We start from the raw sequence: 17223 nt of genomic DNA, 5'->3' as shown, positions 1-17223 counted from the left end.
CAGGAAGGCGTACGGGCGCCGGAAGACTGTCACCCGCAGGAGATAGACGCGGGGCACGAGCGGGCAAGTATAGGCAGGCGCTCCGGCGCCGATATGCGGTGGGACCGCAATGCAGATGAATCTCCTGCCGACGCAGCAATTTCCTTGCTTTTATAGGCCGCCAGGGCTTCGGATTCATCGGCTTGCCGCCTGCTGGCGACAACACGCATGCATGGCCCCCGACGGCTGCCCCTTCCGCGCGCAGGGACAAACGGGGTTCCGCGGCAGGTGCTACTCTATTTCATTGGTGTCATCCCGGAGAGTTCACCGTGTCCCGCAAAACCCCAATCGAGCGCTACCGCAACATCGGCATCAGTGCCCATATCGACGCCGGCAAGACGACGACGACGGAGCGCATCCTGTTCTATACCGGCGTCAACCACAAGCTGGGGGAAGTGCACGACGGCGCCGCGACCATGGACTGGATGGAGCAGGAGCAGGAGCGCGGCATCACCATCACGTCGGCGGCCACCACGGCGTTCTGGAAGGGCATGGCCGGCAACTACCCCGAGCACCGCATCAACATCATCGACACGCCGGGGCACGTCGACTTCACCATCGAGGTCGAGCGTTCCATGCGCGTGCTGGACGGCGCGTGCATGGTCTATGACGCGGTCGGCGGCGTGCAGCCGCAGTCCGAGACGGTCTGGCGCCAGGCCAACAAGTACAACGTGCCGCGCATCGCGTTCGTCAACAAGATGGACCGCGTCGGCGCGGATTTCTTCCGCGTGCAGACCCAGATCGCCGACCGGCTCAAGGGCCGCGCCGTGCCGATCCAGATCCCGGTTGGCGCGGAAGACCATTTCCAGGGCGTGGTCGACCTGGTCAAGATGAGGGCCGTGGTCTGGGACGATGCGAGCCAGGGCGTGCGCTTCGAGTACCGGGACATCCCGGCCGAGTTGCTGCCGATCGCCCAGGAATGGCGCGACAAGATGATCGAGGCCGCCGCCGAGGCCGACGAGAAGCTGCTCGAGCAATACCTGGCCGGCGAGCCGCTCTCCGAGGCGCAGATCAAGCAGGGCCTGCGCAAGCGCACCATCGCCAACGAAATCGTGCCCATGCTGTGCGGCAGCGCCTTCAAGAACAAGGGCGTGCAGAGCATGCTGGACGCGGTGATCGACTACCTGCCCTCGCCCGCCGACGTGCCCGCCATTCTCGGCCATACCGAGGACGACCGCCAGGCCGAGCGCCATCCGAGCGACGACGAGCCATTCTCGGCGCTCGCGTTCAAGATCATGACCGACCCGTTCGTCGGCCAGCTGATCTTCTTCCGCGTGTACTCGGGCGTGGTCAATTCCGGCGACACGGTCTACAACCCGGTCAAGGCCAAGCGCGAGCGGCTGGGGCGCATCCTGCAGATGCATGCCAACGTGCGCCAGGAGATCAAGGAAGTGCGCGCCGGCGATATCGCCGCGGCGGTCGGGCTGAAGGAAGCCACCACCGGCGACACGCTGTGCGACCCGAACAAGGTCATCATCCTGGAACGCATGAGCTTCCCGGAACCGGTGATCTCGCAGGCAGTGGAGCCGAAGACCAAGGCGGACCAGGAGAAGATGGGCATCGCCCTGAACCGGCTGGCGCAGGAAGACCCGTCCTTCCGCGTGACGACCGACGAGGAATCCGGACAGACCATCATTTCCGGCATGGGCGAACTGCACCTGGAGATCCTGGTGGACCGCATGCGGCGCGAGTTCGGCGTGGAGGCCTCGGTGGGCAAGCCGCAGGTGGCCTACCGCGAAACCATCCGCCAGGCGGTGAAGGATGTCGAGGGCAAGTTCATCAAGCAGTCCGGCGGACGCGGCCAGTACGGCCACGTGGTGCTCAACGTCGAGCCCATGCCGCACGGCGGCGGCTATGAGTTCGTCGACGCCATCAAGGGCGGCGTGGTCCCGCGCGAGTTCATTCCGGCGGTGGACAAGGGCATTCGTGAAACGCTGACTGCCGGCGTGCTGGCCGGCTATCCGGTCGTCGATGTGAAGGCCACACTGGTGTTCGGTTCGTACCACGACGTGGATTCGAACGAGAATGCCTTCCGCATGGCCGGCTCGATGGCTTTCCGCGAGGCCATGAAGCGCGCCAGGCCAATCCTGCTCGAGCCGATGATGGCGGTGGAAGTGGAAACGCCTGAAGAATTCACCGGCAATGTGATGGGCGACCTCTCGTCACGGCGCGGCATGGTGCACGGCATGGAAGAGATCGCTGGCGGCGGCGGCAAGGTCGTGCGCGCCGAGGTGCCGCTGGCGACGATGTTCGGCTACTCCACGTCGCTGCGCTCGCTCACGCAGGGCCGCGCGACGTTTACGATGGAGTTCAAGCATTACGCCGAAGCGCCGGGCAATGTGGCGGAGGCGGTGATTAATGCGAAGCGGGTGGCGTAGTGGCTGGTATGGCTACGCCAAGGACAAAGGCCGCGATGGCAGCGCTGGCGTGCTTGGCGGGCGCCGCTGGTTCGCCGGCGTAGCCGGCGACCTACTTCTTGTCCGAGCGACAAGAAGTAGGCAAGAAGCGCGTCGCCTGGCGGCTGGCCATCAACGATGCGCTCCTTGTTTTCAAGCGGCTTTGGTCTCGCGATGCTTGGTTGCTCGTTCGACCTGCTACGCATAGTGATTCAGAACCAGTGCCTGCGATAACCTGCTCTTGTACGATCCCCATGTAGGGCTCGGGTACAGCGTTCCAATAGCGTCAGTGATGGGACGCCTACGGCTGCGCTGCGCGCGCGCCCTAGTCGGTGTGCGCGGGGCATCATCGTCGCCAGTGCCAACGGTTCGGTTTCCCTGCTTCGCTGTGGCGCGGTTTGCCTGCGGCCTGGGTGCCCAGACTAGGGCTCTGCGCGTAGCGCAGCCGAAGGCGATTACACGATGGCGGTAGCAGCAGGGGCCACGGACAGTTTCGGGGCTCGTTCAATCATTGCTTGAAAGCCTACCGGCGGACGCGCACCACGCGGCAGGCAGCCAGGCACACTCTGAAGCTCATACCCGTACAACACCCGCAGCACACTACGATCAATATTCGCCCGCTAGGGCAAGTAAACGCGCTTTTTGGTTACTTTTTGTCGCTCGGACAAAAAGTGACTCGCCGGCTACGCCGGCGAAACAGCGGCGCATGCCAAGCACGACACCCCCCATCCTTACCCACTCCCCGCAATCCAGCAAAGAACCCTTCCCATCTCACCGTCAGGCCGCCGCTGTCATCTTGAAAATGCCCTGCGCATTGCCGGCGTCAAACCCCAGGTCATAACGCGCGCTGTCCGCGGGCGTGTCGGCAAAGCGGTCGCGCGTGATGAATTCATAGAACGACCCCGGCACGTCGCGTTCGACGCTCTCGCCCTGCGCGCCGATGAAACGGCGGCGCACGGTGCCGGCCCGGAACGCGGTCTGCTTCACGCGGCCGCTGCCCGAGACTTCCACCTTCTCCTTCATCGGCCGGCCCAGCGCCTTCTGCTGCTCGGCCAGCGCGAACACGTCGTCGACGCGGTCGGTGGCGTGGTTGAAGGCATTGCCTTCAGTGGCGATCCACGCCATCTCGGCCGATTCGCGCAGCAGGGTCTCAAAGTCGGCCAGGCGCGGCACGTCGTGCTGGCGCTCGAAGCACGGCACCAGCAGGCCAATCAGTTCGGCGCCATCGGCAACCGCCAGCACGCCATCGCGCTCCAGTTGCCACAGCAGCGTCTGGGCGCGCGCCGTGAGCGGATCGGCCGAGCTGCCGGTCACGCCGCTGACCGCCTGGCGGAAGGCTTCGCTGAAGCGCTCCGGATGGAACTCGCTGACAAAGAACTGGGCGATTCCTTCGGGCGCGTCGGCGTGGGCATAGGAGCGCCCCGTCATGCCGATGCGGTCGAGCGGATAGGTGCCGTTCAGGCGGTAGCCCAGCGGACGCAGGAGGCGCGTGAACGCGGCCTCGCCTTCGGGCAGCGCGCCATTGTCGCGCCACTTGACGGTGCGCAGCGCGCCGTGGTCGAAGACCACCTTGCCGCCGGCGGCGGCGACATCGTCGGTGTAGGCGCGGCCGGCGGGCACCCGGTCGAGGATGCCCGAGAACAGCACCATGTTCAGGGCCTGTGCAATCTGGGCGCGCGTGGCGCGGCCTTCGGCATCGGCCGGCAGGCCATCGGGCACGCTGACGAGCGACAGGAGGTGGCGGCTACGGGCTTCGCCAAGGTTGGCGGACAGCAGTGTGGCGATATTTGGATGCATGGGAACGTTGCGGGATGCGTGAGTGGCCGGGGCAGGATAGTGGCGCCGCGGTGGCGCGGACAAGCGCGGAATCCGCACAACATTGTGCGTGCGGCGCACGAAGACCCGCTCCGGCGCGGGCGCTATACTGGTCGCCCCCCGCGCCGCCCGCTGTCATCCCCGCATCAATCCCCATGAGAAACGACATCCCCAACCTCGGCGCGCTGCAGGCCTTCGAGGCTTCGGCGCGGCTGGGCAGCTTCACGCGCGCGGCCGGCGAACTCGCGCTGACGCAAAGCGCCGTGGGCCGCCAGGTGGCGATGCTGGAGCAGCGCCTGGGCGTGGCGCTGTTCACGCGCGTGCGCCGGCGCCTGGTGCTGACCGACACGGGCCGCGAGTACGCGGCGCGCATCCGCCGCCATCTCGACCATTTGCAGCGCGACACGCTGGAAATCACCGTGGGCCGCGTCATGGGCTACACGCTGGAACTGGCGGTGGTGCCGACCTTCGCCACGCAGTGGCTGATCCCGCGCCTGCCCGACTTTGCCCGCCGGCACCCGAACATCACGGTCAACCTGAGCGCGCGCTCGCAGCCGTTTGCATTCCAGGAGTGCGCCTATGACGCCGCGATCTACTTCGGCGACCAGTTCTGGCCCGGCACGCGCGGCGGCATGATCTTCCGCGAAGGCGGCGTGGTGCCCGTCTGCAGCCCGGCCTTCCTCGAGGAGAACCCCGTCCCCGACGCAGCCACGTTGGCGCGCTGCCGCCACCTGCACCTGAGCACGCGTGCCCACGCGTGGCGCGACTGGTATGCGGCGCAAGGCTGGGACTACAGCATTGCCGCCTCGCGCGGGCCGCGCTACGAACTGTTCACCATGATGACCGCCGCCGCAGCGGCCGGGCTCGGCATCGGCCTGGCGCCGCGGTTGCTGGTCGAACGCGAACTGCGCAGTGGAGAACTCGTGGTACCCGTGGAAGGCGTGCTCGATGAACAGCAGGGCTATTACTTTGCCTACCCGGAGGGCCAGCCACCGTCGGAAGCGCTCGAGACGTTTCGCGAATGGATCCTGGGACTGCCGCGCGAGACGCCGGCAGCCGCCTAGCCGCAGGATCGAGCAACCCCAGTACAAGCACCGAACAACGCCGCCCGCCTCAAGTCACAGCGCTCATGAAGGCCTCGAACGCGCTGGCATCCACCGGCGGACAGAAGAAGTGGCCTTGGCCGTAGTCGCAGCCGGCAGCCACCAGGATGTCGCGCTGCGACTCGGTCTCGACGCCCTCTGCTATCACGCGGATGCGCAGTGCATGCGCCATGCTGATGATGGCGCGGCACAAGGCCACGTCGTCCGGGCCCCGCGTCAGCGAGCGGATGAAGGACTGGTCGATCTTGATGTAGTCAATGTCCAGGCGCCGCAGGTACGACAAGGACGAGTAGCCGGTGCCGAAGTCGTCGAGCGCGATCTCGATGCCGGCCGCCTGGAAGCGGGAGAGCTGGTCCATGACATCGGCGTTCTGTTCCATCAGCGAGCCTTCGGTGATCTCGATGACAAGGCTGCCCACCGGCACGTTCCTGCGCTCGATCATGCTGGACCAGGACTCGGGCCCGTTCGCGGGCGCGCAGAACTCCACGGGTGATTTGTTGACCGAGATCTGGAAGTCCTTGCCAAACACCACCTGCCAGCGCGCAAGCTGGTCCAGCGCTTCCGTCAGCACCCAGCGGCCGATGTCGATGATGAGGCCGGATTCCTCCGCAACGGCAATGAAATCGGCCGGGTGGATCGGCCCGCGCACCGGATGGTCCCAGCGGATCAGGGCCTCGGCCTTGCAGACCTTGCCCGTGCGCAGATTGACAATGGGCTGGTAGTGCAGCGCGAACTGCCCGGACGCCAGCGCCGTGCGCAGGTCCTGCGTGATGCGCAGGCGCTCCCGCTCCGCCTGCAGCAGCGCCTGGGTGAAGACCTTCCAGCGATTGCGGCCCTCCTCCTTGGCGGCAAACATCGCCTGGTCGGCGCACACCAGCAGGGCCTCGGCGTTGTCGGCGTCCTTGGGCCAGGTCGCCACGCCGATGCTGGCCGACACCACCACCAGTTCGCCGGCCAGGCGGTAAGGCGCGGCAATCCGCTCCAGGATCGCCTGGGCAATGTCCCCGGCAACGCCGGCATCGCCCACCGCGGGCAGGATCACGGTGAACTCGTCGCCGGCCAGCCGCGCCACGATATCCGACGCGCGCACCGATGCCGCAATGCGCTGCGCCGCCTCCAGCAACAACAGGTCGCCCTGGTCGTGGCCGAGGGTGTCGTTCACCTCCTTGAAGCGATCCAGGTCGATGAACAGGAGCGCCAGCTCATCCTGCTTGGCGCGCGAACGCTCGATTTCCTGCTCCAGCCGGTCGAAGAACAGGCGGCGGTTGGGCAGGTCCGTGAGCGCATCGAAATTCGCCTGGTGCCGGATGACTTCCTCCGCCTGGCGCTTCTCGGTCATGTCATGGATCAGCGCAACGCGGCGGCGCTCGCCATACGCGTGGGCCAGGTAGGTATCCACGGTCAGGTAGGCGGGAAACTCGCTGCCGTCCTTGCGGCGGATCGAGAGTTCGCCGCTCCAGCTGCCCTTGGCTGCCACGGTGGCCCGCAGGCGTTCGACCAGCCCTGTCGCATTGCCTGACCCACTGACGCTATAGCCCGAGCGGCCCCTGATCTCCTCGACTGTATAGCCGGTGGCGGCGGCAAAGGCCGGATTCACGTCGATGATGGTGCCGTCGAGCGACGTCACCACCATGGCTTCGCTGCTGGACGAATAGACCAGCGAAGCCAGCCGCATCTCCTCCATATGGCGGCGTCGCTCCGCCATGGAGCGGCGCAGGCTGTAGTACAGCAGGCCAAGCAGCAGCGTGGAAGCCATGGCACCGGCCAGGGCAATGCGGCGATAGACCTCGTAGGGCGCCAGCACCTTGCCGACCGACTCGCCCACTACGAAATTAAGCCCGAACTCCGGCACACGGTAATAGCCGAAGACCCGCTCCACGCCTTCGGAGCCCGACATCGCCCGGTAGCTACCGGACGGGGGCGACCCGCTGGCAAGGTACGGCCGGTTACTGACTGCCCTGGCCAGCGTGCCCTCCAACGCCGGCACACGCGCAATGACCTGGCCAGAAGTCTTGATGACCGACGCCACTTCGCCACCGCGGTTGGTGAACGTCTGCGCAAAGCTGGCGAACTGCTCCGGACTGACCGAAACCACGATGACCCCGTCGAAGCTGCCCGCGCGCAGGATGGGGCGCGTGAACTGGATCGACCATTTGCGCGAGACCTTGCCCTTCACCGGGTCGCTGATGAACAGCATGTCGCGCCCGCCCGCGTCCTGATGGACCCGGAAATGCTCGCGCCCGCTCAGGTCGACCTTCTCGCCAGGAACGGGCGGGGCGATGGACGAATAGATGAGCAGGCCATGCTTGTCGATCACCGACACCTGGAACGAGAGGTCCACCACCAGGTTCTCCCGCTCATGCACCATGTCGATAAACCCCGGCTGGCCGGCCAGCCAGCTGGCCCGCAGGTCGAGAAGGAATTCGGACAGCCGCAGGATGCTGGATTTCGAGTACGCGCCGAACGCCTGGGCCTCCGCCTGGGTACGCTGCGCGGCGTCGTGCAGCAAGCGGTCCCGCTCGCTCACGAGCTGAAATGCCGCAAACGCCCATGTTGCAATCAGCCACGCCGCCGCCCCCAGGTTCAACGGGGAAAAGACCTGGCGCAGGCGCTGCAGCGCCTTGCCATATCGGGGGGTCGAGCGTTGTGGCATCAAATGGGTATCGCAGCGCAGCGAAGAATCGACATGGATAGGAGGCTAGTCGAGGTCAGCGAACCCGACAAGCAGCACGCACTCTAGTCCCGTGCTCACAGCAGGCGCTGTCGGACCGGGCAAGCGCGACCCTGCCTGAAAATCCTCCTCGGCAAAAAACTCAAAATTCCCCTTGTAATGAGATCGATTCCCATTTACTATCACATCACTGTCTGACGACACAGCAACGCCGTCCAGACCAGCCGGCCAGCCTGGCACCGCCGCGGTACGCGGTGGAACGAGCAGGCCCGCCGGAGAGAATTTCCGGATCGTCGCCACCTGGCGGCATCCTGTTACCGACTTTTGTGGGGACCGCTCCGTAACGCGGAGCGTTTGGCAGTAGCCAGTCGCCGGATGGTCGGGAAAGCAACCAGACCCCGCTTTCCCGATCGCGTCATCCGTCGACAAGCCAGGCCGCCTTTTTATTCCGCGCGCCGTGCAGATACGGCGCCACGTCCGGGACGCACCGCAAGGGCGTTCCGGACGTCTTCCAGCCCGATTTCCGCAGATTTCCCAACGCCGTGCGCCGACGGCGCTCGCAGCCGCATGCCATGCCAACCGTGAAGTCCGATCCTGCCCACCTCAAGCGCGCCGGCCTCAAGGCTACGTCGCCCCGCGTGCGTATCCTGGACGTGTTCCGTACCTGCGAGCGGCGCCACCTGAGCGCCGAAGATGTCTACCGTATCCTGCTCGCCCAGGACGACGACGCCGGGCTTTCGACCGTGTACCGCGTGCTCAACCAGCTCGTCCAGGCCGATATCCTGCTGCGCCACAGCTTCGAGTCGGACCACGCCGTGTTCGAACTCAATGAAGGCGGCCACCACGATCACCTGATCTGCATGAACTGCGGACGCGTAGAGGAATTCCGCGACGAACGGATCGAGCAGCGCCAGCGCCAGGTCGCCGCCGACAACGATTTCGCGCTGCGCGAGCACATGCTGGTGCTGTATGGCATCTGCCCGCAATGCCGGGCCGAGCAGCCGGCCGGCTGACACGCGTGGCGCGCCGTTAGCAGAGCCGACCGTGGAGCGACTGACCAAGCCCCTGTCCGAACTGAAGCGCCTGCTCAACCTCTGCCTGCGGCAGGAACCGGGTTGCCAGGACTGCCAGCTGCGCGCCATGTGCGTGCACCGGCCGGACCACACCGGCTGCAACTGGAGCGCCGAGGTGGATTTCCCCGAGCGCACCGAAGCCGATGCCGTGCGCAACCTGCGCCAGGCGCGGCGCGTGGTGATGCTGGCGCGCGAGCGCTACAACGTCGTTCCCGGCAGCTGAAGCTCAGCCGCGCGCCGGCTCCGGCCGCGGCACCGGCCGAGGCGGGCGCAGCACCATCCAAACGGCGGCACCGATCAAGGCGCTGCCCGCCAGGTGCGCCCACGATAGCGATTCGTGCAGGAACAAGGCGCCCCATACCATGCCGAAGGGCGGGATCAGGAAGGTGACCGTCAGGGAACGCACCGGGCCCAGGTCGGCGATCAGCCGGTAATAAAGAATGTAGGCCAGCGCCGTGCAGACCACGCCGAGCCCCAGCATGGCGGCCCAGACCCCGGTCCCGGCATCGGGCAGCGTATTGTGCCGGACCAGCGCGCCAAGGCTGAACGGCAGCAGGAACAACGTGGCCCCGACCAGGCTGCCGGCGGCCACAAGGCGGCTGTCCAGCCCGCCACGTTCCGTGATCCAGCGTCGGGTCAGGAAGCCGGCCAGACCATAGCAAGCCGTCGCCACGAGGCAGGCCACTGCACCAAACAGCACCTGCACAGAAAACGCCACAGGCCCGGTGCGCGTGAGCACTGCCACGCCAGCAATGCCCAGTACCACGCCGGCCGCCTTGGCGCGCGTCAGGCGCTCCGCAAAGAAAAGCGCGCCAATCAGCACACCCATCAGCGGCGTCATCGCATTGAACACGGCCGAGTATCCGGCCGGCAGCCACAGCGCCGCGATGGCGTACATGACGAACGGGATGCCGGAGTTCACCGCTCCCAGCGTGAGCACGGCCCGCCACTTGCCGCGCATATCCCAGCGCAAGCCGAGCATGGGCAGGCAGGCGGCAAGCGTGACCGCGCCAATCAGCACCCGCACGAAGGCGGTCGGCAAGGGTCCCAGGACAGGCGCCCCGATGCGGATAAACAGGAAGCTGGCGCCCCAGAGAGCGGCCAGCGAAAGCAGGCGAATGAGATCGGCGGGTTTCATGGTTGGGTGACTTGCCATGGCATGGGCGGATTAGACGTCCGCGCCGGCTCTGCCGCAAGCCGTTTTCGGACCTGTCCATGGCGGCGCACCAGGCATTGGCCGATGGCCGAGATGCGGCAAAATGATCACAAAATTCGATCATCACCCCGGTTCGTCGCGGAAATTGGTCGATCTGGTGGCGAGTTCGTTACATGACCTTGCAGCTGGCTTTCAGTCATACCCCTCGCTAGGGGGGAATATGCGACAGGCGCGTGACAAGCGGACTTCGATCAAATTAAAATCTGGTCTGCGCCAGAGTTAATTGACCCCTCCGACGCATTCCCGACAAGCCGCCAGGCAACTGGCGGCTTCTTTTTTGCCGGAAGCAGGCGCAAGCTTGCCATGCCGGCATGCCAGCAAGTTGTTGTGACGTCCGTGCGGCCGCGCATGCTTCACATTGCCAACCTTGCGTCAACCGGCCTTCCCCGTCCCGCGTTGCCTGCCACATGAAACGACAGTTCCTGGGCTTGCTCGCCCGCGTTTACGTCCTGCAGTTCGCCATGGAAGTCCCGGCTACCGTGGCCATGCTTGCAGAAATGTTGATGGAATATGGCTTCCAGGTCGATATCGGCACGGTGCGGCCGCTGCTGCGGGCCTTGCAGATGGAAGGCTACCTGCAGAGTGTGCTGCGCGACGGCATCGGCCGCGTCTACCTGCTCACCGAGCAGGGCCGCGAAGAATTGCGCGCCAGCCGTGAACGCATCGACGACCTCTACCGTCGACTGCACTCGCCCGGCGCGGAAGCCGTCGGCAATCCCTCTACGACTCAGGCCTGATTTCCCTTGCGCCGCCATTGCGGCGTTTCCTTGCCACCACGGCGTACCCGTTTCTGCGTGCTCTTGAAGACGCCCGGCTACCGGCTGATTCTTGGGTGGGTGGCGCGTCCGGCGGGCTCCGCAGCGCCGTCGCGCCAGGCATCGGCCGGCAGCATGCGCTCGAAGCCGCTGTCGAGCACCTCGCGCAGCGTGTCGGGTCCCACCGCGCGGCAGAACAGATAGCCCTGCAGCGCATCGCAGCCCTGCGCACGCAGGAACTCGAACTGCGCCATGGTCTCCACGCCTTCGGCCACGACCTTGAGGTGCAGCTGGTGGCCGAGCGTGATGATCGCCGCCGCCACGACCTGGTCATGCCCGGGTGTGGCGACGTCATCGACGAAGGACTTGTCGATCTTGAGCCGGTTGATCGGCAGCCGCGTCAGGTAGTGCAGGCCCGAGTAACCGGTGCCGAAGTCGTCGATCGACAGCTGCACGCCCAGTTCGCGCAGCCGGTGGAAAGTGTCGATGGTGGTCTCGCCGCCATCGACCAGGATGCCCTCCGTGACCTCGATGACCAGGCTGGCCGGCGGCAGTCCGGTCTGCTGCAGGCAGCGCGCGACCACGTCGGGAAACCCGGCCTGGCGCAACTGCAGCGGCGAGATGTTCACGGCCACCTCGATATCGCGGCCCAGCGCTACGCGCAGCGCCTGGATCTCGCGGCAGGCCGTGGCCAGCGCCCATTCGCCCAGCGCCCCAATCAGGCCGCACTGCTCGGCAATCGGGATGAACTCGGACGGCGACATCGTGCCGCGCTCCGGCGTCTGCCAGGCGATCAGCGCCTCCACGCCGGCCACGGCCAGCGTGGTGGCGTCGACGATGGGCTGGTAGCGCAGCGTGAACTCGTCTTCGTCGAGCGCCCGGCGCAGCAGCCCCTCGATGGTGAGACGGGCCAGCGCCGCTTCGCCCATCTCGCTGGAAAAGCGGCGCTGTTGCGCCCGGCCGCCCTGCTTGGCGGCGTACAGGGCGGCATCGGCCGACTTGAGCAGGTCGGTCAGCGATTCGCCGTCGGTCGGGAACATCGCGATGCCTAGCGACGGCGTCACCCGCAGCCGCTGCCCGTGGATCTCGAGCTCCTCGGACACCCGCGCAAGGATCTTCGAGGCAGCCAGTTCGGCCTCGCTGTCCTGGCGCAGCCCGCTCAGCACCACGGCGAACTCGTCGCCGCCCATGCGCGCGACCAGGTCGCCCTGGCGCACCGCGGCCTTGAGGCGGTCGGCGATGGTGCGCAGCACGTCGTCGCCGACCGGATGGCCCAGCGATTCGTTGATGTGCTTGAAGTGATCGAGATCGAGCAGCAGCAGGGCCACGCGCTCGCCGTGGCGGCGCCCGTGCAGCAGCAGCGCTTCGCAGCGCTCGGTCAGTTCGGCGCGGTTGGGCAGGCCCGTCAGCGCGTCATGCAGCGCCAGGTGGCGGATGTACTCGTCCACGCGGTGGCGTTCGGTCAGGTCGCAGGCGATGGCCTGGTACTCGCGCGGCTGGCCTTCTTCGGCGGGCAAGGTGCGCAACGTCACCTGTACCGGCAGGCGCGAGCCGCCCTTGCGCAGCCACGTCCATTCGCGCTCGTCCACCAGCCCGAGGCGCGCCTTCGCCACCAGCGCCGGCAGCCCCGGCGCGACGGATTCCCCGAGCTCGCGCGAGAGTTCGCGCGCGCGCTCGGCCAGTTCGTCGGCCACGTACAGGTCGACGTAGCGCATACCGGCGCCAGGATCGGTTTCCGGATACCAGAGCATGTGCCGGCCCGCGCGGTTGATGCCGGTGATGCACCCGTCCTCATCGAAGGTGATGACACACATGGGCGCGTGGTCGGCCAGGCTCGCGTAGCGGCCGGCCTGCACGGCGGCCTGCTGGCGCGCGCGCCACAGTTCATCGAGGTCGGTCAGGATCCAGAGCGAGCGGGCGGGCTCGCCGGACCCCTTGCCGGACAGTCGCGCCATGCCGGCCCGCAGCGGGAAGCGGCTGCCGTCGGCGCGCACGCCCTCGAGCTCGCGCTGGGCCGTGGCCTGCCCGGACGGCGCTACCGACGCCATGGCAATGCCGGCAACCCCCGGCACCAGATCGGCCAGCGCCCGGCCACGCAGTTCGTCGGCACTCGTGCCAAAGCAATGCGCCGCGCGTTCGCTCGCGCTCATCACCTTGCCCTCGGCATCGGTCACCAGGAATCCGTCCGAAGCCAACGCCATGCATGCCTGCAGCATGGCATGGTCGGCGGCGCGGCGGCTGTCGGCTGCCAGGGCGTCCTGCCTGGCGGCCGCGCGCTGGCGCGCCAGCATGAAGGTCAGCAGCGTCATGAGCAGCGTGGCCAGCGCGCCAGCGGCGGCAGTCATGCGGGCACGGTCGGTGCCGTGGACCGCTTCAAACGCGGGGCGGGATGCCGCCCGCAAGGTCCACGTCCGTCCGCCGTAGTCGAACTGCCGGTCGGTGGCGAGCATCGGAAGATGGCCGTCGTCACGGCGCTCGCCATCGGTGAGATCGCCCGACACGAGCTTGCCGTGCGCGCTGGCGGGGCCTTCATGGAGCGACAGCACCAGCTCGTCGGCGGCGCGCCCCGTTACGCTGCGCATCAGGTCGCCCAGGCGCAGCGACGCATAGACATAGCCAATGACCGCCGCACGCCGGTCTTCGACACTGTTGAGCGCCTCGCCGCTGCCATACACGGGCAGGACCACCAGCGCGCCCAGCTGGTGCGTCGCGGACTCGGCCTCGCGCATCGGCTCCAGCCCCGCGGTGGCGCGCGGCTCGCCGCTGTCGCGCGCGGCCTCCAGCGCGGCACGGCGCGCCGGCTCGGACAGCATGTCGAAACCCAGCATCCGGGCGTTGCGCCCGGCCAACGGCTCGATATAGAAGACGGGCACGTAGACATCGCGCACCTCCGCGGGCGCAATGCTGAAATCGGACAGGCCGTCGCGATGGGCGGCGGCGGCCAGGCGAGCGACGCCGTCGCGCCGGACCACCGGTGCATAGCCGACGGCTTGCGTGCCGGGCGGCAACTCGTCGAACTGCGCCGCATACAGGTAGTTGCGCCACTGGGATCGCGACGTGGCCGGGTTGGCCGTCATCAGCGCGGCCACGCCACGCAGCAACTGGTCGTTCTCCTGCAGCCGCGCGCGCAGCGCGGCCGTGGTATCGGCCAGCAGCGCGTCGAAGCGCTGCTGCGCCAGGTGCTGCTCCGGTTGCGCCGCCTGCTGCCAGGCGGTGGCCGTCAACAGCGTGCCACCCGCGGCAACCAGCAACGCGAGCAAGCCGGGCACGGCGGACGATGGCAAACGCAGTTTCATGGCGGACGGAGTTCGTGGAAGGCCGCGCGGCGCACGCCCGCGCCTTGCAGGCAACGGGGCACTATACCTTGGCGCGCCCCTGCGCGCACAGTCCGGATCCACACGCATCCCGCCATGAAGAAGGACAGCCGTCCGCAAGTCCAGCGTGCCGGCTATGTCAATCCCCGCACATTGCCTGCCTGCCGTGACCGCGCCGGGTATGGTAGGGTTGTGCCGCTGGCGTTCCGCCGAGCGCCCCGCCTGCCCGGACCCGGCCCCGCGCGGCAAGCCGATTTCCGAACCTCGCCCCCGCATGCCCGTCTTCTTGCCCACGCTGAAAGCGCGTATCGCGCTGATCACCACGGTCCTGGCCGCGGTGTTCGGCACCGGCATCGTGCTCACGTCGTTGCACGCGGCGCACCGCGACCTGCATGACGTGCTCCAGGACGAGCAGGACTCGATCGTCAAGCTGTCCGCGGACCAGCTCGACACCGCCATGGAAGACCGCATCATGCTGCTGACGCAGCAGGCGGGGCAGCTTGGCGGCCTGCTTGCCACGGCGCGCGGCGCGCAGGGGCACGCCGCACTGGCCCAGGCAATGATGCAGGTCCGGCGCGCCGTCCCGGTTCCCGGCGCGTTCAACGCGCTGATGGTGGTCGACGCGCGCGGCACCGCGCTGGGCGACGGCGGGGTGTTCGCCGAGGTCGGCGACCGCGGCTATTTCCGCGAAGCGGCACGCACGCGCACGCCGGTGGTCAGCCCACCGATCCGGGGGCGCATCAATGACCGCCTTGGCGTGATGGTGGCGGTGCCGGTCATTTCGGCGCAAGGGCAGTTTGCCGGCCTGGTGGGCGGCTGGCTCGACCTGTCGAGCTCGAACTTCCTCGTGGAGGTACTGCACAACCGGCTGGGAACCACTGGCTTCTACTGCCTTGTCTCGGCGGGCAGCCGCCCCGTCTACGTGCAGCATCCCGACCCGGCGCAGGCGCGCCAGCCCGCCCGCGCCATCGGCGATACCTGCGGCCAGGACGACCGCGCCGCGCTGTTCGAATTCCTGACGCCCACGCGCCCGGTGGTCTCGCGCTACCTGATGTCGACCACGGGCTGGGAACTCGTGGCGCTGCTGCCCGCGCGCGAGGCCTACGCACCGCTGCACCGCATGCAGGAGCGCCTGCTGATGCTGGCCGGCCTGGCGCTGGTCCTGGTGGCCGCCTCCATCTGGCTGGCCGTGCGTTACCTGCTGACGCCGCTCACGCGGCTGCATGAGGTGGTCAGGGACAGTGCTTCGGACCTGTCCGCGTTCGAACGCCTGCCGTCGCGGCAGCACCGCGACGAGATCGGCGACCTGGCGCGCGCGTTCACCCGCCTCATGCGCGACGTGCGCGACCGGCGCCAGGAACTGGGCCGCAGCGAGCGGCGCCTGCGCGCCGTGACCGACACGCTGCCGTCGCTGCTGGCCTTTATCGATACGGACGAGCGCTATGTGTTCAACAACATCGCCTATGAACACACCTTCGGCCTGACACCGGAGGAACTGCGCGGCAAGACCGTGCGCGAGGTGCTGGGCGAAACGCGCTATGCCAGGGCCCAGCCCTATCTGCAACGCGCACTGGCCGGGGCCGTGGTGACATTCGAGTCCGAAGACAACGATCCCGAGTACCGCTGCATGGAAACCAGCTACCGCCCCGAATGGAGCGCGGACGGCAGCGAAGTGGTCGGCGTGCATATCCACGTGCAGGACATTACGCCACGCAAGCTCGAGACCATGCGCCTGTCGCATATTTCCAGCACGGACCACCTGACGCAGCTATTGAACCGCAGCGCGTTCGAAAGCCGGCTCCAGCATGCCATGGCGAACTGCCGCGAAACCGGCGGCAGGATGGCGCTGCTGTACCTGGACATGGACCGCTTCAAGGCCGTCAACGACATCCACGGGCATGCCGCCGGCGACTTGCTGCTGCAGGCCTTTGCCAAGCGCGTGCTGGGCTGCGTGCGCAAGCAGGACGCGGTGGCGCGCCTTGGCGGCGATGAATTCGCGGTGATCCTGGAAGGCGTCGGCAACGCGGCCGCCGCCCGCAGCGTGGCCACCGCGATCCTGTGCGCGGTGGGCCAGCGCTTTCACTTCGAAGGCACCTTCGCCGACATCGACGTCAGCATCGGCGTGGCGCTGTACGACGGCGGCCCGACCCAGGACCGCGAACTGATGCGCCTGGCCGACGTGCTGCTGTACCGCGCCAAGGGCGCCGGACGGGGCCGCTACGAGATCGGCCCGCCGGAACTGGTCACCGTCGACAGCGCTCAGTGAACCGTGCCGCGCGGTGTGCCGCCCGCGCCACCGGGATCTTCGCCGCCATCGCTGCCCGGCTCATACGACACATGGCGGCCGTCGCTGGACTGGTAGCCCAGCTGCGCGTCGGCGCCGAGCATCTTCTGCCAGGCGATCATCGCCTCGGCCACGGCGTTCGACTCGCCCTTGAAGACGACCACGTCGTTGCCGCAGGCCGGGCACTGCCCGCCGAAAACGGCGTCGATGCCGGGCAGCCCGGGCACGTCCAGCTCGTCAAATTCCTGGAAAGCAGTCTTGCAGTGGCCGCAGACCAGTTGCGCCGGGCGCAAGGCCTCTTTCTTCGCACGCGCTTCTTCAGCCCGCTGCTGGGGCGTACCCCGTCGTTTTGCCTCGCCCATGATGTCCGTCCTTTCCTGCCGCTTGTGGAATGCCGTCTTTCCGATTAGAGCACGGCCAAGGGGGGCAAGTGCCACCGCCATGACCATTCCCGTAATCGGTTGTGCGGCGCAGGCGGCATTGTAGATCACTGCTGTGCAGCAAACCCTTCCCGGCAGGACGCGTGCGCGCCTGCTATTGTGGATAACGGTTGCCCG

Annotated in this window: 11 protein-coding genes; 6 read left to right on the top strand and 5 right to left on the bottom strand. The window is 67.4% G+C overall.

Annotated features, from left to right (window positions below; all coding sequences use genetic code 11):
* The first annotated feature begins 308 nt into the window (after window positions 1-308).
* Window positions 309-2417, top strand: a complete 2109-nt coding sequence (gene fusA / locus CupriaWKF_RS21435) for an elongation factor G (protein WP_276102761.1) — start codon at window positions 309-311, stop codon at window positions 2415-2417.
* Window positions 2418-3212: 795 nt separating this feature from the next.
* Here the strand turns inward: fusA and CupriaWKF_RS21430 are convergent.
* Window positions 3213-4232: a DUF1338 domain-containing protein gene (locus CupriaWKF_RS21430; protein WP_276102760.1), complete on the bottom strand. Its 1020-nt coding sequence runs from the start codon at window positions 4230-4232 to the stop codon at window positions 3213-3215.
* A gap of 173 nt (window positions 4233-4405) precedes the next feature.
* Between CupriaWKF_RS21430 and CupriaWKF_RS21425 the strand changes: the two genes are divergently transcribed.
* On the top strand, window positions 4406-5314 hold the full coding sequence (locus tag CupriaWKF_RS21425; RefSeq protein ID WP_276102759.1) for a LysR substrate-binding domain-containing protein: 909 nt from the start codon (window positions 4406-4408) through the stop codon (window positions 5312-5314).
* Between the two features lie 49 nt (window positions 5315-5363).
* On the opposite strand, the gene CupriaWKF_RS21420 is transcribed toward CupriaWKF_RS21425, so the two are convergent.
* Window positions 5364-8006: an EAL domain-containing protein gene (locus tag CupriaWKF_RS21420; protein WP_276102758.1), complete on the bottom strand. Its 2643-nt coding sequence runs from the start codon at window positions 8004-8006 to the stop codon at window positions 5364-5366.
* 590 nt (window positions 8007-8596) lie between these two features.
* On the opposite strand from CupriaWKF_RS21420, the gene fur reads away from it, so the two are divergent.
* Window positions 8597-9037, top strand: coding sequence for a ferric iron uptake transcriptional regulator (gene fur, locus CupriaWKF_RS21415; protein WP_276102757.1), 441 nt, complete (start codon window positions 8597-8599; stop codon window positions 9035-9037).
* A gap of 31 nt (window positions 9038-9068) precedes the next feature.
* Window positions 9069-9320 (top strand): hypothetical protein, encoded by a 252-nt coding sequence (locus tag CupriaWKF_RS21410; protein WP_276102756.1) that lies wholly within the window; start codon window positions 9069-9071, stop codon window positions 9318-9320.
* 3 nt (window positions 9321-9323) lie between these two features.
* On the opposite strand, the gene CupriaWKF_RS21405 is transcribed toward CupriaWKF_RS21410, so the two are convergent.
* Window positions 9324-10235 (bottom strand): DMT family transporter, encoded by a 912-nt coding sequence (locus CupriaWKF_RS21405; RefSeq protein WP_276102755.1) that lies wholly within the window; start codon window positions 10233-10235, stop codon window positions 9324-9326.
* 485 nt (window positions 10236-10720) lie between these two features.
* On the opposite strand from CupriaWKF_RS21405, the gene CupriaWKF_RS21400 reads away from it, so the two are divergent.
* Complete coding sequence (locus CupriaWKF_RS21400) at window positions 10721-11050, top strand: PadR family transcriptional regulator (RefSeq protein WP_276102754.1); 330 nt, start codon at window positions 10721-10723, stop codon at window positions 11048-11050.
* 77 nt (window positions 11051-11127) lie between these two features.
* On the opposite strand, the gene CupriaWKF_RS21395 is transcribed toward CupriaWKF_RS21400, so the two are convergent.
* Window positions 11128-14364 carry an EAL domain-containing protein gene (locus tag CupriaWKF_RS21395; RefSeq protein ID WP_276102753.1) on the bottom strand — a complete coding sequence of 1079 codons (3237 nt, stop codon included), beginning with the start codon at window positions 14362-14364 and terminating at the stop codon, window positions 11128-11130.
* A 292-nt stretch (window positions 14365-14656) separates the two neighbouring features.
* Between CupriaWKF_RS21395 and CupriaWKF_RS21390 the strand changes: the two genes are divergently transcribed.
* Complete coding sequence (locus CupriaWKF_RS21390) at window positions 14657-16648, top strand: diguanylate cyclase (RefSeq protein ID WP_276102752.1); 1992 nt, start codon at window positions 14657-14659, stop codon at window positions 16646-16648.
* Here the strand turns inward: CupriaWKF_RS21390 and CupriaWKF_RS21385 are convergent.
* Window positions 16642-17028 (bottom strand): hypothetical protein, encoded by a 387-nt coding sequence (locus CupriaWKF_RS21385; protein ID WP_276103361.1) that lies wholly within the window; start codon window positions 17026-17028, stop codon window positions 16642-16644. The genes CupriaWKF_RS21390 and CupriaWKF_RS21385 overlap by 7 nt on opposite strands.
* Between the last annotated feature and the right edge of the window lie 195 nt (window positions 17029-17223).

Source organism: Cupriavidus sp. WKF15, from assembly GCF_029278605.1.
Classification (GTDB): domain Bacteria; phylum Pseudomonadota; class Gammaproteobacteria; order Burkholderiales; family Burkholderiaceae; genus Cupriavidus.
Note: the sequence above shows the minus strand (reverse complement) of the source record. Positions and strands in the feature narration are given on the sequence as shown.